Origin of the sequence: Cupriavidus pinatubonensis, assembly GCF_019602855.1 — a bacterium.
Taxonomy (GTDB): domain Bacteria; phylum Pseudomonadota; class Gammaproteobacteria; order Burkholderiales; family Burkholderiaceae; genus Cupriavidus; species Cupriavidus pinatubonensis.
Window position 1 is genome coordinate 1112518 of the sequence record NZ_CP080766.1, and the last position, 23083, is coordinate 1135600.

A 23083-nucleotide genomic window follows, 5' to 3' on the forward strand; every position below is an offset into this window, starting at 1 on the left:
GGAACCCGGCTGATGAATTCCTCCCGCGCCTCCTTCGAAGCCTATTTAAACTTTCTCGCCGAGGCGACAGGCGACGGGTCACCCGTGTTGCTGGAAACTGAGCATGCGCTGTCGCTGCACTTTGACGTCCATGCGACCCAAAGCCTGATGTCCAGGCGCGATCCCAATAAGCTCGTACTCGGGTACACCCGGACGATGATGAGCTTCCTGCTGTTGCAGCCAGCTCCCACCCGAATATCTATGATTGGCCTGGGCGGCGGCTCCCTGCCCAAATATTGTTACCACCATCTCCCCCACACCAAGGTGGTGGCCATCGAGATCGATCCGGCAGTCATCGCCCTGCGTGAGACGTTCCTGATTCCGCCGGATGACGAACGCTTCGAAGTCATCTGTGCGGATGGTGCCGAGTACGTGAAAGGCCAGGATGCCCGGCCTGATGTGATTCTTGTCGACGGGTTCCTGGCCTATGGCATGCCGTCCCAACTTGGCACGGCGGACTTTTATGCCGCCTGTCATACGCGGCTCGCCGACAACGGCGTCCTGGTCGCCAACTTTCTCGAGAGCGACCAGGACATCCCGTTCTACTTGGAAGAGGTGCGCTCGGTGTTCGGAGAATCGTTCTCCATTTCCCTGTCCGAGGATAGCTGCAACTACACGCTGTTCGCCTGGAAGGGAACGTGGAAGCTGCCATCGCTGGACACGCTGCTCGCGCGAGCGCGCATTCTGGAAACCGCACACCCGCTGAAGCTACGCACGGCGGCGCGCCGGCTTAAGCAGGGCAAGCGGCTCGCGTCGGACCGCAAGTTCTGGCAAAGGCTGACGGGCTGACCAGGCCACACATCGACGCTGCCAGCCAAGACAATTACCGCACGCGACCATGCCCATCTCGTACCTGCGCCAGTTGACCGGTAAGGAACGCAGTCCTGAGGCCAACCGGGAACTGGCTTGCTATTTGTCCTTTGTCGCGGGCGCTGCCAACGCCGGGGGCTTTCTAGCCGTGCGGCAGTACACGTCGCATATGTCAGGCATCATTTCGGCCATGGCCGATAACCTGGCGCTAGGCAGCATGGGGCTTTTGCTGGACAGCCTCGGTGCTCTGCTGTCTTTCCTTGTCGGCGCCGCCTGTTCGGCCGTGCTCATCAACTGGGGCCGGCGGGAAAACTTGCAGAGCGAATACGCGCTCCCGTTGATGGTGGAAGCCGGACTCCTGCTCTGCTTCGGGCTGCTCGGCGGCAATCTGGAACATCACGAATGGTTATTCGTGCCGGCAACCGTGATGGTGCTTTGCTTCATCATGGGATTGCAGAACGCCATGGTAACGAAGGTTTCCAACGCGGAGATTCGCACGACGCACGTGACCGGCATGGTGACCGATATCGGCATCGAGCTTGGGAAACTCCTCTACTGGAACCTGTCGAGAACCCATGCCACCAAGCCGATGGTTCTGGCCAACCGTCACAAGCTGCGAGTGCTGACTCACCTGGTTGGGCTCTTCTTCCTCGGCGGTGTGGCGGGTGCGTTGGGTTTCAAACATATCGGGTTCAGTGCCACGCTGCCATTGGCCGCCCTGCTCCTTGCGCTTGCGGCGGTTCCGGTGCTTGACGACATGCGACTGCGCGTCTGGCGCCGGGATTTCTTGCCACACCTCGCCGAGCGCGGTCGTCGATGGGCCCGCGCGGTCAAGGCGGATGACCACGCGATCTGGCTCGCCACGCATGACGCGCGCACGCCCTGGTACGCGAAAGCACTGGGTCGGGTGGTTGCCGCATACGCGTTGTCTCCCATTGGTCTCATTCCGGATTTCATCCCGGTGCTCGGTTATCTGGACAAAGTCGTGCTGGTCCCGCTGGGTATCTTGCTGGTGGCCCGTCTGATTCCGGGCGAGGTCATGGAACAACACCGGGTGGCAGCCCGGCGAGCCGAGTGCCGGCCCAACAACTGGATAACGGCGGGGATCATCGTGGGAATCTGGATTTTCGCGTTGTCCGGGTTCGCACTCTGGTTCCCGCGGCTTGCAGGCTGGTCTTTGCACTCATGAACGAGACTCAGCGCCCCTGGTCGCGCTAATCCAGTAGCACTGCTTGGCCGGAACCGGCCATAGAAAGACGCTCGCCCGAAGTGTTGTCGAGACCCCGCGGGCGCTGACGCACCCGCAGCATGGCCAAGTGGCGGTTGGTGGACGCCGCGATGCTGCTCGACCGCGTCAGGCTGACAACCGACTGGGCAGCAATGCGCAAACTCTTCATCATCAACAATCTGTGCTTCACGTTCGTGCCGTCCATAGCGGTCGCCCGAACTTGGGCGGCCGTTCAACGCCCCTGAACTGGCTTAGAGCGGAAACCGAGGACTGCGGAGCGCTTCATGTTTGGTTTGATCCGGGCGCAGCCGTGACGACAGCCTTCCGACCCGGATCATGACAGCTCCCTTAGAAAATGAGGCGGCCCCCCCACTGCGACGGCGGTCATCCCGCGTTGTCCCGGTGTCGGAAAGTAGCCGGTCGCAAAGCCCGTATTCGACGAATCGAAGTTCACGCCGGCATTGCGGGCGTACGCCGTCGTCAGGTAGACGTCCGTGCGCTTCGAGAACGCGTAGTCCGCCACGAATGCGACTTCCCACGGATTTGCCGGATTGCCTTCAGTAGCAGTTGCACCGAGTCGTAGAGACTTGATGTTCCAGTAGTAGTAGCCAAGTTGGAAATTCAGCGCAGTGGTAGCCTGATAGCTGCCGCCCGCCCACCAGAAGTCGTCGCGCGACAGCGTTGCTCCGTTCGCGAACTCAGTGAAACCCCAGCGGTAGCCTCCCATCACGCTGGCTGGCCCAATGCTATAACGGAGAGCGGCTGCCGCCTTCCTTTGCACACCGTGAACTCAATCCAACGGTAACGCGATCCCTTTCTCGGCGAATACCTCCCGTACGACGGACAGTCCGTTCAACGCTGCCGGAAATCCTGCATAGACCGCCATCTGCATTACCGCTTCCACGACCTCCGCCGGCTTGCAACCGACATGCAATGCGGCATGGACATGCACACGAAGCTGCGGTAACGCATTGCCTAGCGCGCAAAGCGCCGCGACGGTAGCCAACTCCCTTTCCCGCAAGCCGAGCCCACCCCGGGAGTAGATGTCGCCAAACGGAAACTCGACCACATACCGTGCAAAGACCGGAAACGATTTTGCCAGCGTTTCGACGACCTCGATGCCCGTCTCACCATCGACGGCAGCCAGCATCCGCAAACCTTGCTTGTAACGTTCGGCGCTCATAGTTTTTCTCCAGAAGTGTTGGTACGACGACTGTATGGCACGCTTCGAACGTGCGGAATGATCAATATCGTGATACCTTTTTGATATGTCAGAACGCCTCGATTCCCGATCTCTTTCCCTGTTCCTTGCGGTTGCGGAGGCACTTAGCTTCCGCCAGGCAGCGGAGCGGCTCCATCTTTCTCAGCCGCCGCTGAGTCGGGCGATTCGGGAACTCGAAGAGCGATTGGGGACGCGCCTGTTTGACAGAAACACGAAGGGCGTCACACTTACCGCGGCGGGAGAGAAGCTCGTGCCTTACGCGCGCAAGGTCGCCAAAATACTTCGCGAGGCCGAAATCTCGATCGCGGACGAAGGGGAGCCGGCCAACCTCAGGGTCGGCGTCACAAGCGCCGTGGAGCCGGCCTGGCTTCTCGGTCTGGCTCAACGCGTGCAAGCCACTCACCCTGAAATGGTCGTTTCGATGTTCTCCGATACATCGCCACGACTCATACGTCAGCTTCGCGCGGGCAAACTGGACGCCGCCTTCATCGCGCTGCCGACGGAAGCGCAGGGGCTGGACGTCCAGGAACTCGACCGACTGCCAATGATCGTCGCGATCCCTTCAACGCATCCTCTGGCGAAGCGCAGGATCGTTGGCCTCGCGGACCTGGAGCGTGAAAAGGTCTTCTGGTTCGAGCGCGCACGGCAGCCGGCTTTCTATGATCACTGCCAAGCGGTTTTTTCGCGCCATGGGTTCACTCCGTCAAAACTGAGGGAGCCAGCGGACCACCACGTCCTGCTGGGCGAGGTCGCGAATGGGCGAGGTATCGCGCTGTTGCCAAAATCGTTCACCGCATTGAGGCGGGCAGGCGTCGTCTACAGGACGCTGGCCGAAGGCGAGCAACTATCGGTTGGCATCGGGCTCGCTTCGCACACGGACCGGCCAGGCGTGCGGGACATACTGGCAACAGCTGCTGAAGTGAACCGACATACCTGAGATTCCGAACTTGGCGTGGATCACGACTGGCGAGTTTTGTAGAACGACGGTCTTCTGCAAGCAGATCTAATCGGACCCGTGTTTCTCCAGTCCCCTCCTGACAAGGAGGGGTGAGGACTCGCCGGCGCCATTCGGCCGTGTGCGGCCGCTCGACGGCATGGCCGAGTTACCCACCACGTCGCCCGCCCACCGGCTACACTGCACTTTCTGAGTGCGGAGGAATCTCAGATACTCAGAAGAGTCATCGTAATGAATCCTTTGTCCGTCGCACTCCTCATGCTGTCGCTCAAGAAGGGGGAGCGCGCCCGCCATTGAGCCGCTCGCCATGCATGAACGCCGTTCTACCGCCCAAAATCTCAGTCAGTGCAAAGTCAGGAGAACACCATGATCAAGGTCAACGTGATGTATCCGTACACCGAAGGCGCGCGCTTCGACCACGCCTACTATTGCGACCGGCACATGCCGATGGTGAAGGCGAGGCTGGGTAGTGCCTGCGCCTACTACACGGTTGAAAAGGGTCTGGCCGGCAGTGCATCAGGTGCACCTCCCGCCTTCGTGGCGATGTGCGCGTTCATCTGTGATTCAGCCGAAAACTTCCAGGCCGCCATGCAGGAGCACGGCGCCGAGATCCTGGGCGACATCGCCAACTACACTGACATCGCACCGGTGCTGCAGATCAGCGAGGTCGTCGTCGAACGGTCGGATCGTTGAACGCACCGGATCGGAACTGACGACACCCGGACACTTGGTATCGGCCATAAGCGGTCCTTTGCAGGCATCGGCTTTTGCCTTCGGAGATCCCTTCAAGAAGCGTTGTCCGAGCACATCCGATAGTCGCCTCCACATCGGCTTCCGCCCGTTCGCCACGGCACCTAGCGCCCAAGGTCTTTTGCCGACTCGCCGGCAATTCCCCAGTTTTCCTTTGGTACATCGTGGATCCAGACGCGTACATTTTCCTTTGGCGCTCCCGTCGCCTCCACCAAGGCAGAGGTGACTTTCTGTATAACGGCACGCTTCTGTTCCACCGTGCGGCCTTCAATCATGTAGATCTGCGCAAACGGCATCGTATTCCTCCAAAAAAATTCCATTAGTGAACAGGTTCCACTTACGCTCCATGCTCGCGGACCATCTTGAGCGCCGTGCTCGATCACTCGGGCACGCGACACCTCTCGCCGGCGCCATGCCGATGACAGGCAATAGTCAGCCGACATCGTGGCTCGCTTGGATCTCGCGGCAACGGACACTCATTTCACGAATCGCATTGATACGCTACCCAGCTTCTGGAAGCGAACGCACACGCTGTCGCCCGCCGCGACGGCAATGGCCTCTGTCACGCCGCCGGTCATGATGAACGTGCCGGCCGGGATTTCCTGGCCGCGCGCGCCGAGGTGGTTTGCCATCATCGCCACTGCTGCCGCCGGATGACCCAACACCGCCGCCCCAGCCGCCATGGCGACGGCACGGCCATTCTTCTCCAGCACCACGCCGAGCGTGCGCAGGTCGAGGTCCTCCGGGGCGCGCGCGCGTCCACCCACCACAAAGCGCGCCGCCGAGGTGTTGTCGGCAATGACGCTCTTCAGGTCGAACTTGAAGTCGCGGTAGCGGCTGTCGATGATTTCCACCGCCGGCAAGACAAAGTCGATCGCCGCCAGCACGCTGCCCACGTGGCAGCCCGGGCCCCGCAGCGGGGCCTTGGTGACGATGCAAATCTCCGCCTCTACCTTGGGGTGGATCAACTCCGACATGCGGATCTCGCCGCCGTCCGGCCGCGCCATGTCTTCACTGACGAAGCCAAAGACCGGCGTCTCCACCCCCATCTGCTTCATCTTGGCGAACGACGTGAGCCCGGCCTTCAGCCCCACCGTCCTGAGGCCGCGCGACTCCTTGCGCTGGCGAATCTCTTCCTGGATGTCATAGGCGTCGGCCCAGTCGAGATCAGGGTATTCGTCGGTGATCTTCGTGATGTCACGCACGGCAAGTTGTGCGCTCTCGACATGCGCGGCGAGCGCTACGATGGTTTCCCGGTTCAGTGTCATGGTCTGGTTTCCCGATGGGTATGAGTCAGATGAAGCGCACCGAAGTCCCGCCTAGCCCGCCCACGCTGCAATACAGGCTGTCGCCCGGCTTGACGGGCACCAGCGGCGACTGCGAGCCCGACAGGATCACGTCGCCTGCCTTCAGCGCGATGCCGAAGCGGCCCAGCGTATTCGCCAGCCACGCCACCGCATTGACGGGCGAGCCCTGCACCGAGGCGCCGCACGAGGTGCTCACGATCTCGCCGTTCTTCTCCAGCACCATGCCTGCCAGCGCGAGATCGAGGTCGCGCGGGCTGCGGCGCGTGCCGCCGAGTGTGAAGACGCCGCATGAGGCGTTGTCGGCCACGGTGTCCTGGATGCGAATCTTCCAGTCTCGGATGCGGGAATCGACGATCTCGAAGCACGGCATCACGCAATCGGTAGCACGCAGTACATCGGCTGCGGTCACGCCCGGCCCGCAGAGGTCTCGGGACAGCACGAAAGCCACCTCTGCCTCCGCCTTTGGCGCGATCATCTTGCCCGTGTCTACCGGCTCGCCCTCGTTGAAGACCATGCCGGACAGCAGATGACCGAAGTCGGGCTGGTCCACCCCGAGCATGTCCATCACCACCCGGCTGGTCACGCCGATCTTCTTGCCGATTACGGTCTCGCCCGCTTCGAGGCGGCGACCGATCATGCGCAACTGGATCTGGTAGGCGTCTTCGATGGTGATGTCAGGCTCGCGGTCGGTGAGTGGTTCCAGCGGCTTGCGCGTCAGGAGCGATTCGTAGAGCGCGTCGCCGTAATGTTGGATCTTTGTAGCGTCCATGAGTGTTCCTCGATACGTGAAATTCGGGTCAAGCGACTGCAGCGGCGTCGGCTTCGGCCAGAAAGTTGCTCACCAGCGTCGCGAAGCGCGCGCTGTGCTCTATCTGTGTCCAGTGGCCGCAACGGCCGAATACATGGAGTTGGCTGTTGGGAATCCAGTCCGCCAGCGTCAGCGAATTGGACAGCGGGATGACCTTGTCTTCCCGGCCGTGGACCACCAGCGTCTCGTGCGGCAGCGCGCGAATATCCGCCTCGGCGCTCGTCATCGCGTCGACCCACCGCTGGCGCGGCGCGGGAAACATGGCGCCATAGGATTCCTGCACGCCAGGTGCCACGCTGGCTTCGTACCGCAGCCGGGCCAGTTCGTCGGTCACACGGCCACGGTCGTAGGCGAACAGGTCCAGCAGCCCCCGCATTGCCGTCAGTGACGGCTCATAGCCCCACACTGCCTCCAGCCCCGGCGTGATGCGGAATGGCACCCCGACCGATCCCATCAGCACAAGCCGCCGCACCCGCCCCGGTGCACGGATGGCAAGCGCCAGCGCCAGCGCCCCGCCAAACGAGTTGCCGACGAGATCGACCTGCGGCAGTTCCAGTGCATCGAGCAGGTCCAGGGCCTGCTGCACCCAGACGTCCATGCCGTAGACCTGTCCAGCCGGACGGTCGCTCTGGCCGAAGCCAAGCATGTCCGGCGCGATGACGCGGCGTTCACGGGCCAGCGCCGGCAGCACCGGGCGCCAGTTGGCCCACGCGCTGACCCCTGGGCCGGATCCGTGCAGCAGCAGCACGGGCGAACCCCGGCCAACGTCACAGATGTGCGTTGTCACCGCACCTGTTCTCACGTAGCAGGCCTCGGGTACCTGATAATCGCTCTCGCTCATAGCTTCACCATCACATTGCGCAGTTCGGTGTAGAACTCCAGGGAATGCACGCCGCCCTCACGGCCGATACCCGACGCCTTGGCCCCGCCGAATGCCGTGCGGAGATCGCGCAGGAACCAGCTATTGATCCAGCACAGCCCGACGTCGATGGCACGCGCCATGCGGTGAGCCGTGCCAAGGTCCTGCGTCCAGACCGTGGTGGCCAGCCCATAGTCTGTGGCATTGGCCAGGGCGATGGCCTCCTCCTCGGTGTCGAACGGAGCGATGTGGCAGCAGGGGCCGAAGATTTCTTCCCGGATTACGCGCGCGCTTTCGGGCAGGCCGGTCCAGATCGTCGGCTGCACCCAATGGCCTTCGGCAAGCTCCGGCGGCATGGACGGTGCGCCGCCCCCGGTCACCACTGTCGCGCCCTCGCTGCGCGCCACGTCGTAGTAGGACATCACCTTGGCCTTGTGCTCGGCCGAGATCAGCGGGCCAAGGCCCACGCCCGGGGCGTCGGACGGCCCGATGCGCAGCGATTCGGCTTTCTCCTTGAGCGCCTGTACGAACCTGTCGAAAATCGTCCGCTGGACATACACACGCTCGGTCCCCAGGCAGACCTGCCCGCAATTCTCAAACGCGCTGCGCGCGATGCCGGCCACGGCCTTGTCGAAGTCGGCATCGGCAAAAACGATGCCCGCGTTCTTGCCGCCAAGCTCGAAGCTGACCGGCCGCACGCCCTTTGCCGCCGCAGCCATGATGGCCTCCCCGGTGCGCGTCTCGCCGGTGAACGTAATGCCGTTGACGCCGGGATGGCGTGTCAGGAACTCGCCCGCCGAGCCCGGCCCAAAGCCGTGCAGCACGTTGTAGACGCCTTTTGGCACGCCGACCTTCTCCATCACCTCGCCCAGCAGCGTGGCCGTGGCCGGCGTCTCCTCGGAAGGCTTGACGATCACCGTGTTGCCGCAGGCCAGCGCGGGACCCACCTTCCACGTCATCAGCAGCAGCGGCAGGTTCCACGGGCAGACCACCGCCACCACGCCCAGGGGGGCGCGCAGCGCGTAACTGATCGCCGTGCCACCGTCCGGCGTGGTCATCTCGAAGCTTTCGGTGGGTACGTTCTTGACGATGTCGGCGAAGACCTTGAAGTTGGCGGCGCCGCGCGGGATGTCGATATGCGCGGCGAGGCTGCGCGGCTTGCCGGTGTCAGCCAGTTCGGCATCCAGAAAATCGTCGAAGCGGCGATTGATCTCGTCGGCCACGGCATGCAGCAGTTCAACGCGCCGGGCCACCGGCATGCGCCCCCAGTCGCCATGCAGCGCGGCGCGCGCGGCGGCAACGGCGGCGTCCACCTCGGCCTGCCCCGCCTCGTGCACGAGCCCGATCACCCGGTTATCCACCGGCGCGCGGTTCTCGAAGGTCTTGTTGGTGGCGATGAACTCGCCATTGATGAAATTGCGGAATTGCTTCACGGTCGGATTCCCGAGGCAGACAGTCCCTGTCCTGGTTGAGAAAAAATTTCATTGCAGGCCGATGGCGTACAGGCCGGCGCGTGCACAAGCTTCGTCCTGTGCGGTCGAGCCGCCGGACACACCGATGCCGCCGATCACCTCGCCCTCTTCGCGCATCGGCAGACCGCCGCCGAAGATCACCAGTCCCGGGCGAGTCGCCAGGCCAAGACGCAACGGCTCGTCACCGGCAAGCAACTCGCCCCACTGCGCCGTGGGAAAGCCGAAGCCGGCCGACGTGCGCGCCTTGTCGATGGCAATGTCAATCGAGTGCAGGAAGGCGCCCGTCATGCGCGCAAAGGCCACCAGCGCGCCACCACCATCCACCACGGCCACGTTGATGCGCAGGCCCTGCTCCGCTGCCGCCGCCACCGCGGCCGCCACCGCGGCCTGTGCTGCCGGCAGCGTGATATGGGGACGAGGTTCGCTCACACGGAGCGCGTTGGAAGCGGTCAGGGACATGGCGGTCTGCGGAAAGTGGTCATGAGGATGGCGGCCGACACGGAGCGATCAGGTGTACACGTCGGTGAAGGACGGCACCGCTTCGCCGGTGTGATAGAAGATGCCGGTCCACAGCATGTCTTCGCTCCATGTCGTGACTGGACGGTCCGGCTGCGCAAGGTAGCCCAGCCCGGCGAATGTCTCGTTGCGGTTGCCGCTCGGGTCGAAGAAGTAGATCGTCTCTCCGCGCGTGATGCCGTGGCGCGTGGGCGCTACGTCGATCTTCGTTTTGTTCTTCGCCATGACGTCAGCGGCCTTGAGCACGTCGTGCCATGAGTCGAGGAAGAACGCGATGTGGTGCAGGCCGCTGCGCGGGCCGCCGACGAAGGCGATGTCGTGCGGCGTGGAGCTGCGGGCGAGCCACGTCGCCGCCTGCACCGACCCATCCGGACCCACCAGCACCTGCTCCGTCAGGAAGAAGCCAAGCACTTCCCGCATGAAGCGCGTGTTGTCCGCCACGGTGTTGATGCCCGCCTCGGGGTTCAGCTCGCACATCAGCAGCGCATGGTCCAGCCAATGCGCGCCCGCTCCCTTGATGTTGTCCGGCCACGGGTCCGGGTTGCGGCTGCCCACCTCCGTGCCAACCAACTCCTTCATGGCGTAGAGCCGCATGTCGTGGCCGCTTGGCAGCAGGAACTGCAGCATCCGTCCCGTGGACGGCAGCGTTGCCTCGGGCAGCATCGTGGTCCGGATGCCCCAGGCTTCGATCCTGGCCTGCAGTTCGTCGAGATCGGCGTCATTCTCGACCTTGTAGGCAAGGTGGTTCAGGCCGGCCTGGTCCGACGGTGTGAGGATGAGCGAGTACTTGTCCCACTCGTCCCAGCACTTCAGGTAGACGTTGCCGGCCTTGTCCTGCATCGTCACCTTCATGCCGAGCACGTTTTCGTAGTGCCGCAGCGCGGCTGCCATGTCCATCACTTTCAGGCTTGCATGCCCGATTCGTAGAACGCCCATGTCTGTCTCCTCGTTAAGAGTCTCACTGCGGTTTGTGGTCGGGCTGCGCCCCCGCAGACGCGGCGAAGCCCTTGAAGAACGGTTTCTCGATTCGGCCCAGCACAGCAAGCCGGACGGCGGTCAGCGGCGCCTCGCGACAGGCCAGCGTGATGCCTTGCGCTTCCTCTTCAGCGCTGACGTGCGCCCGACTGAGCGGCCCCAGGCGGGCTGTGCGGCCTTCGATGACGCGCACCTTGCATACCCCGCAGCCGCCGTTGATGCAGCCCACCGGGATGCCCTTCCGCCCAAGGCGCAACATGCCGGCCAACAGGCTTTCGCTCGTCGCGCAGACGTAGTGCTCCTGGGTCTGCTCCACGCAGACGTCAACCTTTGGTCTTTCATACGGCATTGCACGGCCCTCCTTCTCACACGCGCCGGAACAGCGGGCTGCGCTGCGCATCGGCATCTGCTGCCGAGAGGAATTTCTCGGTGTAGATGTCCTCCTCGAAAAGCCGGCCCTGCATCAACGCGCCGATCGTGGCTTCCACCATCGGTGGGGGCCCGCAGAGGTACGCCTTGTGACCGGCGAACTGCCCGTCGAACAGCGTCCGTGCGGCCTCGTGCGCATAGCCCCGCGCACCACGCCAGGCGCTGTCTTCTGGCTCGCCAGACAGCACGGGCACATACTGGAAGTTGGGGTGCCGCGCAGCCAGGTCGACGAACTCGTCGTGGCCGTACAGCTCTTCCAGGCTGCGCTGCCCGCTGATCAACGTGATGGGAAGCGCGCAGCCGCCCGCAAGCAGGTCAAGAATCATCGAGCGAGGGCTGGAAAGACCCGATCCCCCTGCGACGAACAGCATCGGCATGTCCGCCGACTGCCGCACGAAGAAGCGGCCATAGGGTCCAGTCACGCGCAGCGCGTCCCCGACCTGCACCTGCTCATGCAGCACGCCGGTTCCCGCCCCGCCGGGCACGCGGCGCACCTGCAACGCGATCTCGCCGGTTTCCGCGACTTCGGCGGGGGCGTTGGCGATCGAGAACGCACGCTGCTGCCCCAGCCCGGGAATCTCGACCATCACGTACTGGCCGGCCTGGAAGTCGATCGGCTGGTCCAGCTTCAGGCGCAGCCCCTTGATCGTGGGCGTGAGCGTTTCGATGCGAGTCACCGTCGCCGCGAAATCGCGCACCGGGATGACGCGGGCGTCCGGCTCTTCATCGATGTCTGCTTCGATGCAGACATCGGTGAGCGCCGTCGCGCAGCAGGCGAGCGTCTTGCCCTCCTCCCGTTCGAAGTCCATCAGCGCGAACGGGTTGGCCGCGCCGTGGTCCACTTCTCCGCTGGTCACCTGTACCTTGCACGTGCCGCACAGCCCGTGCCCGCAGGCGTGCGGTATGTACACGCCAGAACGCAGCGCTGCGTCGAGCAGCGTCTGGCCCTCGGCCACGTCGAGCGTGGCGCCAAGGGGTTCAATGGTGATTTGATTGCACATGGCTTTAGCTGCAGGAACCGTTGATGCCGGCAAGGCCCGGCGTGCGAAAGCGGATGACGTCCTTGTGGCCCAGCCCGTTCGCGGCGAGCGAGGCGGCCGGGTCCGGCGTCCACGGCTTGCCCGACCTGAACCACTGCACCGTGCTCCAGTCGATACGCTCGAAGTCAGGGTGCTCGGCGTAGACGCCGGGCAGCACCTGGCTGACGAGCGCGCCGAACGGCATCTCGGGCGGCAGCGGCACGCAGACCGGCGAGCAGAACATCAGGTGGTCTTCCCATCCGATGTACAGCAGCGGCGCGGGGAAGTTCTCACGCACGTCCTTCATGGGGAACTGGTAAGGCACCCCGGCGGCGGGATTGGCGACGACACTCATGCTTTCTCTCCTGTCCAGGCGGCAAAGTTCTTCTGGTCCTCCGATCCCTCGAAGTCGAAGTTGTCCCGACCGATGTTCATTTCGTAGTACTGCAGGACGGCCGTCAGCGGATCGAAGCCTTCCGCTGTCGGGTCCGCGCCCTCGGGGAAGCAGTGCCCCTGGTAAATCTGGTGCACCGGCAGCCAGCTCTGCACGTACTTCTCCGGCTCGTCCTCGAAGATGTGCTGGCAGTGGTCGGAGCAGAAGTGATACCTGTTGCCGAAGTAGCTGGTCTCGCGGTAGCAGATCTTCGTGGCATCACCCGGCTCGGTAAAGAACATCGGGACCTGGCAGGTGGTGCACAGCATCGGCAGCGTCTTGTTGTAGAAGCGGCGGCCTTCGTCCGCGCGCTCGCGCCAGTACTCGAAGCGCGGGCGATACAGTTTGTCGAAGCTCTCGGGATACTTCTGCGACAGCCACTGCATTTCGTCGTCGTGCGGGATCCACGTATGGAAAGGCGCCGCGGCCCCGTAGTTGTAGAAGGTGGCCCACGCCTGGTGGCTGATGTGGTCCTTGCCCTCGCAGGCGTCCTTCCAGCCGCGCGGCTCACGGATGCCGTAGCGCGCGAGGTCCTTGAACAGCGCACCGCCGCTGCCTTCGGCGTACATCTCCCACGCCTCTTTCCAGCTCATCACGCGCTTGGGCAGCATGTAGTCCTGCATCATCGCCACGATGGTCAGCAGGCGGTAGCCGCGCCAGAACCACTTGTCGATCCAGCGCTGCACGATGGGCACGTTGCCGGGATCCTGCTCGAGCATGAACTTGATGCACTCGATGCCCAGCGTCATGTGCCGCGACTCGTCGGACTGCGCCGAGAAGCCAAACGTGACGGTGCTCATATCGCCGTTGTGTGCCGCGCCAGACATGAAGGGCACGAACAGCAGGTTCGTCAGCACGTACTCGAACGAAAAGCTCACGGCGGTCAGGAACTCGAATGGGCCTGCGGTGCAGGCATCCTCGAAGAACGACTTCGGCACGGACAGGTACCAGACACGGTCGAACCAGTGGTGCGACCGGTGCAGGCCGTTGAAGTACTTGTTGTAGTGCGAGATTGCGTGCGTCTCGGTCTGGTAGTGGCGCAGTTCGTCGATGGACTGCATCTGCGCGGCCACGCGCGCGCCCTCGCCCGTGAACTGACGGCCAACATGCGCAAAGCCACGGTGTGCGCAGTATTCGAGCGGCGTCACGCCCTGGAGGAACAGTTTCAGTGCGTTGATGTAGCGGGCATCGCTGACGCCGAGCTGGCCGTTGTTCTGCGCGAAGGCCTCGATCACCGCATACAGCTTCTTTTCCTTCTCCCCCTGGTACTTCCAGTAGGCGTCCATCGTCAGGCGGAACGGGTCCTGCCACTTGTCCCAGTCGTGGATCTTGATGCCTTCGTAGGTGTCGTAGGGAAAGACCTTGTCCATCGGCTGGTACGTGGTCTCCCAGCCTAGGCCGCGGGTCATGGCGGCGTACCGTTCCTTCAGGCCAAGCTTCTTCTTGGCAACGCGGGTATCCATGGTGTGTCTCCTCTTGTCGGTATGTGCGGTGCTGTACGTCCAGCGGCGTTCAGTGGTTCCAGCTCAACGTGAGCTGGTCGTCGTCTTCGTCGATGTGGCCCGACAGCGTGACCAGATTTACGTGAAGCTGCTGCAGGTCGAAGGGCCGGCCGGTCTGTTCCTCGATGGTTTCGCGACGGATGGTGAGCCGGCCGGGGGCATCGATCTTGACGAGCCCCGTGGGATAGCTGACGACCGCCTCGGGGTTGTCAGTCACGATCGCTTCGACGACCGGACGCGATTCCTCATTGGCCTGGAAGGCGATAAAGACCTGGGACATGGGTGTTCCTCTGCAAGAAGTCGGACGTGTGACGGGAATCAGGGCGCGAGGCCGAGCTTCGCGGCGCGTGCATCGAGCGCCGCGCAGACTTCGCCGAGCGCGGCGGCACCGTTCTCACCGAGCGCCAGTTCGGCGACGGGCGCCAGGGCCTGCGCGGCGCGGCCGGCCCAGTGCCGGAACCACTGCGTCAGTAGTTCGCGGTTCGCAGCCGCCTCGGGCTCGGCTGTCGCGACCATCGCCTTCACGACGGCGTCGATCCAGCGCGTGGTCTCGTCGTGCCACTCGGGCATGAAGCTGGTCAGCATGGCCGCCGCCGTGCCGCCATGCAGCGTGACGTGGTCATCGACGTAATGGCCGTAGACCAGCGGGTACAGCAGGCCATCGAGCGCAAGGTTCTGCGCGACGAACAGCTCCACCGGGTCCTGCACGACGAAGGTGTCCTCCACGTAGCGGCGCAGGTCCTGCCAGCACGGATCGTCGAGCCAGGCGCGCTTGCCAGCATCCAGCACGTCGGGCTCGTCCAGCGCCAGCGCCAGGCGGGTAATCAATTGCGCGATGCCGAGGTGGTCCATCGCATGGAACATCGCCGGCGCAGTGAACGCTGTCCCGTAGCCATAGGCGCAGATCGCTGCGTTGTTCATGTTCGCGCCCCAGGCCACGTGGCGTAGCGGCAGCAGTACGTCGAGCAGCCGCGTGCGCAGCGCATCGCTCATCGAACCGGCCAGGCCGCGCGACTCCACGAACTGGAAGTTGGCCTCCACCGCCTCCTGCTGCCGCGCGCGGGTCATCGTCCACGTGGCGTAGTAGAACTGGCGCGGGTCCTTCAGGGCCTGCCAGTCGGCCAGACGGATACGGCTGCGGCTGGCGTCGAACAGTTCATGCGCCGGGTCCCACGTCGGCCGGTAGTGGAAGTTGGCCATGGGCTGCCCGCCATAGGTGGCCTCCTGATAGCGGGTTGCGGCCTTGCCTTCGCCGACAAGTCGTGCAACGTGTGCGAACGTCTGCCGCAACGGCGTGATCTCGCGGGTCTGCAGATCGATATTCATGCGGATGTCTCCTGGTGCTTTCTTGAAATGGGGCCTCGGCGGTCTGCGCCGCCTCAGTTTTCCAGCCTTGTCACCTGATGCCGGTCGCAGAAGGCCATGAAGGCCGGCTCCGGCAGCAGCAGGTCTACGCTCAACTCCGGCCAGCCGATGGCGAACTCGAAGCTCACCAGCCCGTCGTCATGGCGCTCGACGCGGCTCACGAACTTGCGCGTGACATCGACATCGGGCAGTGCATCGCCGGTTGTGGCGGAGGGGGAAATCATGGGCATGTCCTCGTGGTGGTCGGTGAATCTGCGCTCGCCACTGCGCGGTGACGCGGTGACAGCCGGTCTTTGCAGAAGCTGTGCCAGCCGATCGCCTGACTGATCAAAATCTCGATATTTACAGGGAAAACCCCTAGCGGAACCGCGGTGCGCGCGATGGAAAGGCCACCTTTCCTCAGCCGCCGATGAGCGGCGAGTAGGCGACGAGTAGGCCGCTTACCGGGGAAATTTGATGATTTGATTGAATCGATTCGGAGCCATCTTCATTAAATGATCGATTACCCCCTGGTGATCACGCTAACCGTCTCATGCGCCAAATTCTCGAGATTCTTATCAATTGATGAAACCGGTGGCCGCGCGAAGATGGCGCGGATCTCATCAAAAACTGAAATCCACAGGCCTGGTCCCTTTTTGCGGCGCACAGGTCGGGGCCCCGAAATCCGGTGGAGTACCCCGCCATCCCTCACGTTCCAAGGGTTTTGCAATGCAGCATCACTGCACCGCCATGCCCGCTGGCATTGCATTTGCGAAAGGGACAGCGACCCCGGGATCGCGGCCTTTCGCAACCGGGGCAGCAAAGCAAGAAAGACATGACATTCACCAAGGAGATATCCCATGGCGCTTTTGGAACGCGCAGCGTGGTACGACATTGCCCGCACAACGAACTGGACGCCGACGTACGTCGCCGAGTCCGACCTTTTCCCGGAGGTCATGGCAGGGGCGCAGGGCGTGCCCATGGAAATCTGGGAAACCTATGACGAGCCCTATAAGACGTCGTATCCGGAGTACGTCCGCATTCAGCGCGAGAAGGACGCCGGCGCCTATTCCGTGAAGGCCGCGCTCGAGCGCAGCCGCATGTTCGAGGACGCCGATCCCGGCTGGCTGTCGATCCTGAAGGCGCATTACGGCGCCATCGCGCTCGGCGAATACGCGGCGATGAGCGCGGAGGCGCGCATGGCCCGCTTCGGCCGCGCGCCAGGGATGCGCAACATGGCGACGTTCGGCATGCTCGACGAGAACCGTCACGGGCAATTGCAGCTCTACTTTCCGCACGACTACTGCCCGAAGGACCGGCAATTTGACTGGGCGCACAAGGCCTATCACACCAACGAATGGGGCGCGATCGCCGCCCGCAGCACCTTCGACGACCTGTTCATGTCGCGAAGCGCGATCGAGATCGCCGTGATGCTTACGTTTGCCTTCGAAACGGGTTTCACCAACATGCAGTTCCTCGGGCTGGCGGCCGATGCGGCGGAAGCCGGCGATTTCACCTTCGCCAGCCTCATCTCGAGCATCCAGACGGACGAGTCGCGACACGCGCAGATCGGCGGCCCGGCACTGCAGATCCTGATCGCCAACGGGCGCAAGGAGCAGGCGCAGCAGCTCGTGGACGTCGCCATTGCACGCGCATGGCGCCTGTTCTCCCTGCTGACTGGCACGTCGATGGACTACGCCACGCCGCTGCAGCATCGCAAGGAGTCATTCAAGGAGTTCATGACGGAATGGATCGTCGGCCAGTTCGAGCGCACGCTGATCGACCTCGGTCTCGACCTGCCCTGGTACTGGGACCAGATGATCAATGAGTTCGACTACCAGCACCATGCCTATCAGATGGGCATCTGGTTCTGGCGGCCGACCGTCTGGTGGAACCCGGCCGCCGGCATGACGCCGGACTGCCGTGACTGGCTCGAGGAAAAGTATCCCGGCTGGAACGACACGTTCGGCAAGGCCTGGGACGTCATCATCGACAACCTGCTTGCGGGCAGGAAGGAATTGACCGTCCCCGAGACCCTGCCCATCGTCTGCAACATGAGCCAGTTGCCAATCTGCGCGGTGCCCGGCAACGGCTGGAACGTCAGGGACTATCCGCTCGAGTACAACGGCCGCACGTACCACTTCAACTCCGAGATCGACCGCTGGGTCTTCCAGCAGGACCCGGTGCGCTACCGCGACCACCTGACCCTGGTCGACCGTTTCCTCGCCGGGCACATCCAGCCGCCCGACCTGGGGGGCGCACTCCGGTACATGAACCTCGCCCCCGGCGAGATTGGCGACGACGCACACCAGTACGCGTGGGTAGAGGCCTACCGCCGCCAGCGCGAACAGAACAAGGCCGCCTGACGCGGCCATCAGATGGAGGATGACATGGCACTGTTTCCAGTGATTTCGAATTTTCAGTACGACTTCGTGCTGCAGCTCGTCTCCGTCGATACGGAGAACTCGATGGACGAGGTAGCGGCGGCGGCCGCGCACCATTCAGTCGGCCGTCGCGTGGCGCCCCAGCCCGGCAAGGTCGTCCGGGTGCGGCGTCAGGGGGGCGACCAGTTCTACCCCCGCGACGCCCGGATTGGCGACACCGATATCAAGCCGATGGAGTCGCTCGAATTCATCTTTTGCGATGCATGAGGTCACCATGAATTTCCAGAAAGTCTCCACGCTCGACGAGTTGTGGGAAGGCGACATGGCCGAAGTGGAGGTGGACGGCCACGTCATCGTGCTCGTCCGCCCCGAAGGCGGCGCGCCACGCGCATTCCAGGGCATCTGTCCGCACCAGGACATTCCGCTCGCAGAGGGAAAGTTCGACGGGCGCGTGCTGATGTGCCGGGCCCACCAGTGGACCTTCGATGCCAACACAGGCAAGGGCATCAACCCCGGTGGGTGCCGGCTTGCCGAGTATGCCGTCAAGGTGGATGGCGACGACATCCTCATCGCTGTCGAGGGCGTCGAACCACTGTTCGCCAACTGCTGATATTGCACAGGAATCGATCATGAGCAAAGACCACAACACCGCCGAGGCCTACCGAAACAACCGCGTCGGCCCCGTACTGCGCGCGAGCAGCATCACGTCCGGCGTCATCGAGGCCGCGCAGGAAGACAACCCAGGGAAGGAAATCCGCGTCGACGACAAGCTCGCATACGTGCGCATCGACACCGACGGCGAACTGATCCTGCGCCGGGCCACGCTGGAGGATGCGCTGGGCCGCCCGTTCAGGATGTCCGAGCTGGAGGTCAACCTCAGCTCGTTCGCGGGCCGCATCGAGACCACGGACGACTACGTCCGCTTCTATTACGAAAAGACGCTGTAACCGGAGACGAGCATGACCACGCAACCCGACGTCCTCAAGCCGCTGAAGACCTGGAGCCACCTGGCCGCGCGCCGGCGCAAGCCGAGCGAGTACGAGATCGTCTCGACGAACCTGCACTACACGACCGACAACCCCGACGCGCCGTTCGAGCTCGATCCGAACTTCGAGATGGCGCAGTGGTTCAAGCGTCACCGCAACGCCTCGCCGCTGAAACACGCCGACTGGAACGCCTTCCGCGATCCCGACGAACTCGTCTACCGCACCTACAACATGCTGCAGGACGGCCAGGAAACCTATGTGTCCGGCCTGCTGGACCAGTTTTCTGAACGCGGCCACGACTCCATGCTGGAGCACTCCTGGGCCGGCACGCTGGCGCGGCTGTACACCCCGGCACGCTATCTGTTCCACGCACTGCAAATGGGATCCGCCTACCTGACGCAGATGGCCCCCGCATCCACGATCTCGAACTGCGCCGCCTACCAGACCGCCGACTCGCTGCGGTGGCTGACCCACACCGCATATCGCACGCGAGAGCTGTCTCAGACCTTCGGCGACGTGGGCTTTGGCACCGACGAGCGCAGGTACTGGGAGCAGGACCCGGCCTGGCAGGGCTGGCGCAAGCTGGTCGAACACGCGCTCGTGGCATGGGACTGGGCAGAGTGCTTCGTCGCCTTCAGCCTGGTATTGCGGCCGGCGATGGAGGAAGCCGTCCTGCGCGGGCTTGGCGAGGCGGCGCGCCACAACGGCGACACCCTGCTCGGCCTGCTGACTGACGCGCAGCTTGCCGACGTCCAGCGGCACCGGCACTGGGCCGGCGCGCTCGTCCGCATGGCCCTGGAGACGCCGGGCAATCGTGACGTGCTGGCCGGCTCGATTGCCCGGTGGGCGCCGCTCGCGGACGATGCAATCAGTGCCTACTGCGCGGCGTTGCCCGACGCGCCGAACGCGAAGGCGCGGGCCTGCGCGGCCGTGCGCGACTTCTGGGACAGCATCGGCCTGGCAGGTCTGTAACGCAGGACATGCCGGGCGATACGACTCAACAGCCACCATCGGAACCCTATGAAATACCAGATATCGATCGAAGGCGGCGCGGTGTTCACCGTCGCCGCGGAGGAAGACACGCTGCTGCGCGGCGCCCTGCGCGCCGGCATGGCCCTGCCGCACGAGTGCAGCGTGGGCGGCTGCGGCGCGTGCCGCTTCGACCTTGTGGACGGGCTCATGGAATCCGTCTGGCCTGAGGCGCCCGGCCTGTCCGAGCGTGACCGCAAGCGTGGCAAGTACCTTGCGTGCCAGTCGCGGCCGCTAAGCGACTGCACGATACGTGTGCGCTGCGACGAATCGTATCGCCCGGCGGTCCGGGCGCATCGCCGCGCAGCGGAACTCCTGGCACGCCGCGCGCTGACCCCTGACATGAGCGAATTCACGTTCCGGGTTCCAGGCGCGACCGAGTTCCGGCCCGGCCAGTACGCGCTGCTCTACCCGCCCCGTGCACCGGGCGCCCGCGCCTATTCGATGGCCAACCTGCCCAACGAGGAAGGCATCTGGAAGTTCGTGATCCGCCGCGTGCCGGGCGGGGCTGGCAGCAACGCGCTGTTCGACCAGGTCGGAATCGGGGACAGCGTCGTGCTCGACGGGCCGTACGGCCACGCCTACCTTCGTGAGGACAGTGCCCGCGACATTGTCTGCATCGCCGGTGGCTCGGGCCTGGCGCCAATGCTGTCGGTCGCACGCGGAGCACTCGCCGGTAGCGGTTCGCGGCGCGTCCACTTCTTTTATGGCGCCCGGGGGCAGGCTGACCTCGGTGCCCTCGACGCCCTGGAAAAACTTGCCGAAGACAAGCGGGTTACGCTGTCGGTGGCACTGTCCGCACCGGAGAGCACCTGGAAGGGGCCAACGGGGTTCGTGCACGAGGAAGTCGAGCGTAACCTGACAGCTTCCCTCGGCAGCTACGACTTCTATTTTGCCGGGCCGCCACTCATGATCGAAGCCATGCAGGCGCTCCTGATGCACAAGCACCAGGTACCGTTCGGGCAGATCCGCTTCGACCGCTTTGTCTAGGCCGGCGACATCTGCCTTGGGACGCACAGCGCACAGCCGCGACACCGGATAGCCTGATCGCAAATGCCGCGTGCGATTACCAATCGCCATATCTGGAAGTTGGCGATAAGCTCCTTCTACCGAGCACTACATGGCCTGCGGGGGCCGGTGGATATCGGTCCCCGGACTGGACCGCGCGAGGCGCGACACCGCGCTCGCGCGTCCGCAACCGCGCCAGTCGCGATTGAGGAAATCATGGCGAAGAGGCATCCCGGAAAACCCAAGTCCGGCTCACCGGCGCAAGGCCATCCCGGCCGGAATCAGAAGCGCGAGTCCCCCGAGGCAATCCGGGTGCCGGCGATCCACGACCTCGCCAAGCGCCTGCGCTTCGCGCCGCAACAGGGTCGCATCTGGTTGGACGACCAACGCATGATGCTAATGCACATCAGCTCTCTTGGCGCCTTGCGGCAAGAACTGATCGAAAGCCTTGGCAAGGAAACAGCGCGCGGACTGATCACCCGTATCGGCTACCAGGCCGGCACGCGGGACGCAGCGATGGCGCGCAAGGTCCGCGCCGGCCTGAACACCTATGACGACTTCCTGGCCGGTCCACAACTGGTCTCGCTGGAGGGTATGGTGCATTGCGAACCGGTGGCGCTGGACATCGATGTCCAGCGTGGCCACTACTTCGGCGATTTTTATCTGGTGGACAGCTCCGAGGCGGAAGCCCACATCGCCGGCTATGGTATCGGCAATGAATCCGTGTGCTGGATGCTGATCGGTTATGCATGCGGCTATACCAGTGCCTTCATGGGCCGTCCCATCCTGTGGAGGGAAACCGAATGCCGGGGGATGGGGCATGTGAAATGCCGCGTGGTAGGCAAGCCGGTGGAGGAATGGGAAGACGCCCAGGACGACCTGCGCTTCCTGAGGATCGGCGATTTCGTCAAATGGGCACCGGTGGACGAGGCGCCCCTGCCCGCCACGAGCCGCATCGCGGCGCGGCTGTCCAGCGCCCCGGAGAACAGCTTCGGCGTGGTCGGCATCTCCGCCGGCTTCAACACCGTCTGCCACATGGTCAACAAGGTGGCGCCCACCGACGCCACCGTGCTGTTCCTGGGGGAAAGCGGTGTTGGCAAGGAAGTCTTTGCGAACAACCTGCATCGCCTGAGCAAGCGCGCCGACGGCCCTTACGTCGCGGTGAACTGTGCGTCCATTCCGGAACACCTGATGGAATCCGAGTTATTCGGCGTCGAGCGCGGCGGCTTTACGGGCGCCACCACATCCCGCGCCGGCCGCTTCGAGCGGGCCGATGGTGGCACGCTGTTTCTCGACGAGGTCGGCACACTGAGCTTCACGGCACAGGGAAAGCTGCTGCGCGCGCTACAGCAGGGTGAGATCGAGCGTGTGGGCGATACACGCACCCGGAAAGTCAACGTCAGGGTGGTTGCCGCCACGAACGTGAACCTGCGTGAAGCTGTCAAGGCTGGCCACTTCCGCGAGGATCTGTTCTTCCGGCTGAACGTCTTTCCGATCCAGGTGCCGCCGCTGCGAGAGCGCCGCGACGACATCCCGCTGATGATGAACTGGTTCCTCCAGCGCATGGCACGCAAGCATGACAAGCACATCACCGGCTTCCGCGAACGCGCCGTGGACGCGATGTTCGCCTATGACTGGCCCGGCAACGTCCGAGAGCTGGAGAACATGATCGAGCGCGCGGTCATTCTGGCCGAGGACGGTGGCGCGCTCGACCTGTGCCACCTGTTCACCAGCGGCGAGGAAGTTGATACCACCGCTTTCATGCTGAAGCGCAGCGGCAGCATCGGACGCGTCAGCGAAGCCAGCGAAGCGGAATCGCCGCCGAGCGCTGCCGAAGGGCGACCTGGTCTGGCCGAAACGGAGGTGGCCATGCTGCGTGCAGCCGTTGCCGAAGCCAACGGCAATCTGTCGCGCGCAGCCCGGGTGTTGGGAATCAGCCGTCCGACGCTGGCGTACAGGCTGCAGAAATACGGCATTACGCCTGAAGCGCAATGACGAAATGCCCCCC

The 23083-nt window shown here is 63.9% G+C and carries 28 protein-coding genes; 11 read left to right on the forward strand and 17 right to left on the reverse strand.

The genetic code is table 11. The annotated features are described in order from the left end of the window. The first annotated feature begins 12 nt into the window (after window positions 1-12). Window positions 13-828 (forward strand): fused MFS/spermidine synthase, encoded by an 816-nt coding sequence (locus tag K2O51_RS05100; protein ID WP_041680351.1) that lies wholly within the window; start codon window positions 13-15, stop codon window positions 826-828. A 49-nt stretch (window positions 829-877) separates the two neighbouring features. Further along, window positions 878-2038: a DUF1275 domain-containing transporter gene (locus tag K2O51_RS05105; RefSeq protein WP_011301806.1), complete on the forward strand. Its 1161-nt coding sequence runs from the start codon at window positions 878-880 to the stop codon at window positions 2036-2038. A 25-nt stretch (window positions 2039-2063) separates the two neighbouring features. On the opposite strand, the gene K2O51_RS05110 is transcribed toward K2O51_RS05105, so the two are convergent. The 3 genes from K2O51_RS05110 to K2O51_RS05120 form a co-directional block, all read right to left on the reverse strand. Then, on the reverse strand, window positions 2064-2282 hold the full coding sequence (locus K2O51_RS05110) for a hypothetical protein (RefSeq protein ID WP_041680350.1): 219 nt from the start codon (window positions 2280-2282) through the stop codon (window positions 2064-2066). 129 nt (window positions 2283-2411) lie between these two features. Next, entirely contained in the window at window positions 2412-2804 is a 393-nt protein-coding gene (locus K2O51_RS05115) for a porin (protein ID WP_011301805.1), read from the reverse strand. A gap of 63 nt (window positions 2805-2867) precedes the next feature. Further along, complete coding sequence (locus K2O51_RS05120) at window positions 2868-3260, reverse strand: carboxymuconolactone decarboxylase family protein (protein ID WP_011301804.1); 393 nt, start codon at window positions 3258-3260, stop codon at window positions 2868-2870. A gap of 85 nt (window positions 3261-3345) precedes the next feature. On the opposite strand from K2O51_RS05120, the gene K2O51_RS05125 reads away from it, so the two are divergent. Both K2O51_RS05125 and K2O51_RS05130 read left to right on the forward strand, forming a co-directional pair. After that, entirely contained in the window at window positions 3346-4236 is an 891-nt protein-coding gene (locus K2O51_RS05125; protein WP_220630574.1) for a LysR family transcriptional regulator, read from the forward strand. A 384-nt stretch (window positions 4237-4620) separates the two neighbouring features. Next, window positions 4621-4947, forward strand: coding sequence for an EthD family reductase (locus K2O51_RS05130; protein WP_011301802.1), 327 nt, complete (start codon window positions 4621-4623; stop codon window positions 4945-4947). Between the two features lie 161 nt (window positions 4948-5108). On the opposite strand, the gene K2O51_RS05135 is transcribed toward K2O51_RS05130, so the two are convergent. The 14 genes from K2O51_RS05135 to K2O51_RS05200 all read right to left on the reverse strand — a co-directional run bounded on the left by K2O51_RS05135 (window position 5109) and on the right by K2O51_RS05200 (window position 15913). Continuing rightward, the gene (locus K2O51_RS05135) at window positions 5109-5300 is read right to left on the reverse strand and encodes a 2-hydroxymuconate tautomerase (RefSeq protein WP_011301801.1); all 192 of its coding nucleotides are present in this window, start codon (window positions 5298-5300) and stop codon (window positions 5109-5111) included. Window positions 5301-5480: 180 nt separating this feature from the next. After that, window positions 5481-6272 (reverse strand): 2-oxo-3-hexenedioate decarboxylase, encoded by a 792-nt coding sequence (dmpH, locus tag K2O51_RS05140; RefSeq protein ID WP_220630575.1) that lies wholly within the window; start codon window positions 6270-6272, stop codon window positions 5481-5483. 25 nt (window positions 6273-6297) lie between these two features. Continuing rightward, window positions 6298-7080 carry a 2-oxopent-4-enoate hydratase gene (gene dmpE, locus K2O51_RS05145; RefSeq protein WP_140949127.1) on the reverse strand — a complete coding sequence of 261 codons (783 nt, stop codon included), beginning with the start codon at window positions 7078-7080 and terminating at the stop codon, window positions 6298-6300. Between the two features lie 28 nt (window positions 7081-7108). Further along, window positions 7109-7960 carry an alpha/beta fold hydrolase gene (locus tag K2O51_RS05150; RefSeq protein ID WP_220630576.1) on the reverse strand — a complete coding sequence of 284 codons (852 nt, stop codon included), beginning with the start codon at window positions 7958-7960 and terminating at the stop codon, window positions 7109-7111. Then, a complete protein-coding gene (locus K2O51_RS05155; RefSeq protein WP_140951235.1) occupies window positions 7957-9411 on the reverse strand; it encodes a 2-hydroxymuconic semialdehyde dehydrogenase in 1455 nt (484 codons plus the stop codon). The genes K2O51_RS05150 and K2O51_RS05155 overlap by 4 nt, the downstream gene beginning before the upstream one ends. Before the next feature lie 48 nt (window positions 9412-9459). After that, window positions 9460-9909 carry a GlcG/HbpS family heme-binding protein gene (locus K2O51_RS05160; RefSeq protein ID WP_220630577.1) on the reverse strand — a complete coding sequence of 150 codons (450 nt, stop codon included), beginning with the start codon at window positions 9907-9909 and terminating at the stop codon, window positions 9460-9462. A 48-nt stretch (window positions 9910-9957) separates the two neighbouring features. Then, window positions 9958-10902 (reverse strand): catechol 2,3-dioxygenase, encoded by a 945-nt coding sequence (locus K2O51_RS05165; RefSeq protein ID WP_220630578.1) that lies wholly within the window; start codon window positions 10900-10902, stop codon window positions 9958-9960. Window positions 10903-10924: 22 nt separating this feature from the next. Next, window positions 10925-11290: a 2Fe-2S iron-sulfur cluster-binding protein gene (locus K2O51_RS05170; RefSeq protein WP_220630661.1), complete on the reverse strand. Its 366-nt coding sequence runs from the start codon at window positions 11288-11290 to the stop codon at window positions 10925-10927. Window positions 11291-11306: 16 nt separating this feature from the next. Next, complete coding sequence (locus tag K2O51_RS05175) at window positions 11307-12371, reverse strand: NADH:ubiquinone reductase (Na(+)-transporting) subunit F (protein ID WP_220630579.1); 1065 nt, start codon at window positions 12369-12371, stop codon at window positions 11307-11309. A gap of 4 nt (window positions 12372-12375) precedes the next feature. Beyond that, window positions 12376-12744, reverse strand: coding sequence for a phenol hydroxylase subunit P4 (locus K2O51_RS05180; protein WP_220630580.1), 369 nt, complete (start codon window positions 12742-12744; stop codon window positions 12376-12378). Continuing rightward, window positions 12741-14285: an aromatic/alkene/methane monooxygenase hydroxylase/oxygenase subunit alpha gene (locus K2O51_RS05185; protein WP_220630581.1), complete on the reverse strand. Its 1545-nt coding sequence runs from the start codon at window positions 14283-14285 to the stop codon at window positions 12741-12743. The genes K2O51_RS05180 and K2O51_RS05185 overlap by 4 nt, the downstream gene beginning before the upstream one ends. A gap of 49 nt (window positions 14286-14334) precedes the next feature. Then, window positions 14335-14604: an MmoB/DmpM family protein gene (locus K2O51_RS05190; protein ID WP_011301790.1), complete on the reverse strand. Its 270-nt coding sequence runs from the start codon at window positions 14602-14604 to the stop codon at window positions 14335-14337. Between the two features lie 38 nt (window positions 14605-14642). Next, on the reverse strand, window positions 14643-15650 hold the full coding sequence (locus K2O51_RS05195; RefSeq protein WP_011301789.1) for an aromatic/alkene monooxygenase hydroxylase subunit beta: 1008 nt from the start codon (window positions 15648-15650) through the stop codon (window positions 14643-14645). 53 nt (window positions 15651-15703) lie between these two features. Further along, on the reverse strand, window positions 15704-15913 hold the full coding sequence (locus tag K2O51_RS05200; protein WP_011301788.1) for a phenol hydroxylase subunit: 210 nt from the start codon (window positions 15911-15913) through the stop codon (window positions 15704-15706). A gap of 615 nt (window positions 15914-16528) precedes the next feature. On the opposite strand from K2O51_RS05200, the gene K2O51_RS05205 reads away from it, so the two are divergent. The 7 genes from K2O51_RS05205 (at window position 16529) to K2O51_RS05235 (ending at window position 23070) form a co-directional block, all read left to right on the forward strand. Further along, a complete protein-coding gene (locus tag K2O51_RS05205) occupies window positions 16529-18034 on the forward strand; it encodes a ferritin family protein (protein ID WP_140951219.1) in 1506 nt (501 codons plus the stop codon). Between the two features lie 24 nt (window positions 18035-18058). Further along, the gene (locus K2O51_RS05210) at window positions 18059-18319 is read left to right on the forward strand and encodes a toluene-4-monooxygenase system B family protein (protein ID WP_220630582.1); all 261 of its coding nucleotides are present in this window, start codon (window positions 18059-18061) and stop codon (window positions 18317-18319) included. Between the two features lie 7 nt (window positions 18320-18326). Further along, entirely contained in the window at window positions 18327-18662 is a 336-nt protein-coding gene (locus K2O51_RS05215; protein ID WP_041680674.1) for a monooxygenase system ferredoxin subunit, read from the forward strand. A gap of 19 nt (window positions 18663-18681) precedes the next feature. Further along, window positions 18682-18999 carry an MmoB/DmpM family protein gene (locus K2O51_RS05220; protein WP_011301784.1) on the forward strand — a complete coding sequence of 106 codons (318 nt, stop codon included), beginning with the start codon at window positions 18682-18684 and terminating at the stop codon, window positions 18997-18999. Window positions 19000-19011: 12 nt separating this feature from the next. Then, on the forward strand, window positions 19012-20010 hold the full coding sequence (locus K2O51_RS05225; protein ID WP_011301783.1) for an aromatic/alkene monooxygenase hydroxylase subunit beta: 999 nt from the start codon (window positions 19012-19014) through the stop codon (window positions 20008-20010). 48 nt (window positions 20011-20058) lie between these two features. Next, a complete protein-coding gene (locus K2O51_RS05230; protein WP_011301782.1) occupies window positions 20059-21057 on the forward strand; it encodes a 2Fe-2S iron-sulfur cluster-binding protein in 999 nt (332 codons plus the stop codon). Window positions 21058-21291: 234 nt separating this feature from the next. After that, window positions 21292-23070 (forward strand): sigma-54-dependent Fis family transcriptional regulator, encoded by a 1779-nt coding sequence (locus tag K2O51_RS05235; protein WP_011301781.1) that lies wholly within the window; start codon window positions 21292-21294, stop codon window positions 23068-23070. Window positions 23071-23083: the final 13 nt, after the last annotated feature.